This is a genomic window from Streptomyces sp. S6, from assembly GCF_054880855.1.
In genome coordinates this window covers 1-3,414 of record NZ_JBTYMC010000486.1, presented here as the reverse complement: position 1 = coordinate 3,414, position 3,414 = coordinate 1, and the positions used below count along the sequence as shown (strand labels likewise).

At 73.4% G+C, this 3,414-nt stretch carries 2 protein-coding genes; both read right to left on the bottom strand.

Translation table 11 applies throughout. The features are described 5' to 3' along the window. The coding region (gene shc, locus ACVNF4_RS34015) for a squalene--hopene cyclase (protein ID WP_461806728.1) at positions 1-2,070 on the bottom strand (2,070 nt) is incomplete at its 3' end. Between the two features lie 123 nt (positions 2,071-2,193). Further along, a complete protein-coding gene (locus ACVNF4_RS34010; protein ID WP_461806729.1) occupies positions 2,194-3,261 on the bottom strand; it encodes a polyprenyl synthetase family protein in 1,068 nt (355 codons plus the stop codon). Positions 3,262-3,414: the final 153 nt, after the last annotated feature.

Here is a 3,414-nt window from a genome sequence, read left to right as displayed (position 1 = left end):
GGGCTCGGCGTGCGGGTGCGGGGAGGCGGCGGTGCCGGCCCTCGCCTCGGCGGCGCCCCGCCCGGTGCTCCCCTTAGTCTCCGCCGCCCCCCTCGCGAACACCGGCTCCCCGTTGACGTACCGCCCGAGGGCCGTCAGGGGGAACACCTGGCGGTAGAGGTGGTAGTTGATGGAGAAGTCCCAGGGGAAGCCGGTGCCGGTGAAGTAGGGCTCGTCCCAGGAGCCGTCGTCGTGCTGGGTGGCGGCGAGCCAGGTGATGCCGCGTTCGACGGCGAGGGAGCCGCGTTCTCCGGCGGCGAGGAGGGCCATGAGGGCCCAGGCGGTCTGGGAGGGGGTGGAGGCGCCGCTGCCCGCCCACTTCGTGGAGTTCTGGTAGGAGCGCAGGTCCTCGCCCCAGCCGCCGTCGTCGTTCTGGACGTGCTCCAGCCAGGACACGGCGCGGCGGATCGCGGGGTGCTGGGCGGGCAGGCCGGCGGCGGTGAGGGCGGGGACCACCGAGCCGGTGCCGTACACATAGTTGACGCCCCAGCGCCCGAACCACGAGCCGTCCGGCTCCTGTTCGGCCAGCAGCCAGGCGATGCCCCGCCGGGTGCGCGGGTCGTGGGAGAGCCCCTCGACGGCGAGCATCTCCACGACGTGCGCCGTGACGTCGGCGGACGGCGGGTCGATGACCTCACCGAAGTCGCAGAACGGCAGCCGGTTGGGGAACGGGCTCGTGTTGTCGACGTCGAACGCGCCCCACGCCCCGTCCCGGGACTGCATCCCGAGGTTCCACCGCACCCCGCGCGCGATCGCCTTCTCCAGCCGCTCCGGGTCGTGGTGGCGCACCCGGCGCAGCGCGAGGACCACCTCGGCGGTGTCGTCGATGTCGGGGTAGTTGTCGTTGTGGAACTCGAACGCCCAGCCCCCCGGCGGCAGCCCTGGCCGCGACACGGACCAGTCGCCGGGCCGCACGATCTGCTCGCCCAGCATCCAGTCCGCGGCCTTCACCAGCTGCGGGTGGTCCGCGGGCACTCCGGCGTCCGCGAGGGCGATCGTCGCGAGGCAGGTGTCCCACACGGGCGACTGGCACGCCTCGATCATCCGCGCGCCGTCCTCGCGCCACACGGCGTAACGATCCAGCGACTCCAACCCGGCGCGCATGACGGGGTGTTCGAGGTCGTAGCCGAGCAGGTACAGGGCGATCACCGAGTACACGGCGGGCGGCTGGATCCCGCCCCAGCAGCCGTCGTTCTCCTGCCGCTCGACGATCCAGCGGGCGGCGGAGTTCAGCGCGGCCTTGCGCAGCCGGCGCACCGCGAACGGCCGGTAGCCCCGCACGACCTTGTCGAGCCGCTGGAACAGCCCGTCCCAACTGACCAGCGGCGCCAGCGGCTTGGGCGGGTTCGGCCGCGCCGGGTCGGTGTGCAGCTCGTCCAGCGGGAAGGGCGCCGGACGCACCGGGCGCTTCGCGGAGACCACGGTGAGGGGGACGATCGTCTGCCGCGCCCAGCAGCCGAAGTTGTAGATCGACAGCGGGAACCAGCGCGGGAAGTAGATGAGCTCCGGCGGGAGTTCGGGCAGGTCCTCCCACTTCCACCAGCCGAACAGCGCGAGCCAGATCCGGGTGAAGACCCGCGCGGAGGCGATCCCGCCGCGCGCCCGCACCCATGCGGCGGCCTTCAGCATGTGCGGGGCGCCCGGGTCGTCCCCGGCGAGCCTGAGGGCGACGTACGCCTCGATGGTCGCGGAGAGGTCCGAGGGTCCGCCGTAGAAGGTGGCCCAGGTGCCGTCCTCGCGCTGCTCGCCCCGGACGAACAGGGCGGACGCCTGGGTCGTCTTCTCGTCGCGGATGCCGAGGAACTGACGGAGCAGCAGGTCCTCGGCGTCCATGGTGACGTTGGTCTCCAGGTCGCCCTTCCACCAGCCCTGCGCGTCCTGGTGGGCGAGCAGGTGGTCGGTGGCGCGGCGCATGGCACGCTCGGCGGCTTCTTGTACCCCGGCCGCCACGGGGGTCGTGATGTCGGTGTCGCTGGCCGAGGCAGCGCGGGGCGGCAGGGCCCCGGTGCTTCCGTCGGTCGTCGCTGTCATGGCTTCCCCTATCAGTGCAGTCGTGCGAAGTCGTGCTGCTGTGGGTCCGCCGTCGGCCGGTGCTGTCCGCTCTCCTCGCGGCACCGGCCGGCGACTACGCGAGGGCTATTCGACCGATAGTGATCATCTCTTTCGTACGACGACGAAGTCCGCGAGCGCCGTGAACTTGTCCCGCACCTGCTCGGGCATGTCCACGTCGCCGAGGGCCTCGATGGCGATGGTGTGCTGACGGCGGGCCTCCGCCGCGGTCCACTCCCGGCCGCCCGCCTCCTCGATGAGGGCGGCGCGGGCCGCGAACTCCTCCTCGGAGAAGTTCGCGAAGTCGGTGCTCTTCGCGTCGGCGGCGAGCAGGTCGCCGAGCCGCTCGGAGGCGCTGCCGCCGGCCGCGAGGGCGGCCACGACGGGCAGGGACTTCTTGCGCTGGCGCAGGTCGGACCAGGTCTGCTTGCCGGTGGCGACGGGGTCGCCCCAGATGCCGAGGAGGTCGTCCACGGCCTGGAAGGCGAGGCCGAGGTGGTAGCCGTAGCGCTCCAGGGTGTCGGCGTCCTTCTCGTCCGCCCCGCCGAGGACGGCGCCCACGGAGGACGCGCAGGCGAGCAGCGCGCCGGTCTTGTTGCCCTCCATCTCCAGGCACTCCTCGACGCTGACGCGGTCGCGGTGCTCGTAGGAGATGTCCTGGGCCTGGCCGTCGATGAGGGCCCGGGTCGCGCTGGTGAGGCGGCGGGCCGCGCGCCCGGCGCCCGCGGTGCCGGACTCCAGCAGGACCTCGTAGGCGAGGCCGAACAGGGCGTCGCCGACGAGGATCGCCTGGGCGGGGCCGTGCACCTTCCACACGGTGTCGCGGTGGCGGCGCTGCTCGTCGCCGTCCATCAGGTCGTCGTGCAGGAGGGAGAAGTTGTGGACGAGTTCCACGGCGACCGCGCCGGGCACGCCGACGGCCGGGTCGGCGCCGGTGACCTCGGCGGAGAGCACGGCGAGCGCGGGGCGCACGGCCTTGCCGCCGTCGCCCTCGGTGGGGTTGCCCTGGGCGTCGATCCAGCCGAAGTGGTAGGCGGCGACGGTGTCCATGGGGGGAGCGAGCCGACCGACGGCCTCCCGCAGCACCGGGGTGGCCAGGGTGCGACCGCGCTCCAGGAGCGCGGCCACGTCGACCGCCGTCCGTCGAGCGTCGGCCGGCGAGGCCGGAGGCACAGGGGGCACAGTTTCTCCTCTGATCACGGTGCCGGAGGCGGGGGAACCTGCCGAGCTGTGCTGGTCGAGCATCAGGCGGCCTCCTCGGATGCGAAGAGCCGGGCGGGGCGGGGCCGGCCGAGCGCGCCGAGGCCGGCTTCGGCCGCTCCGGCG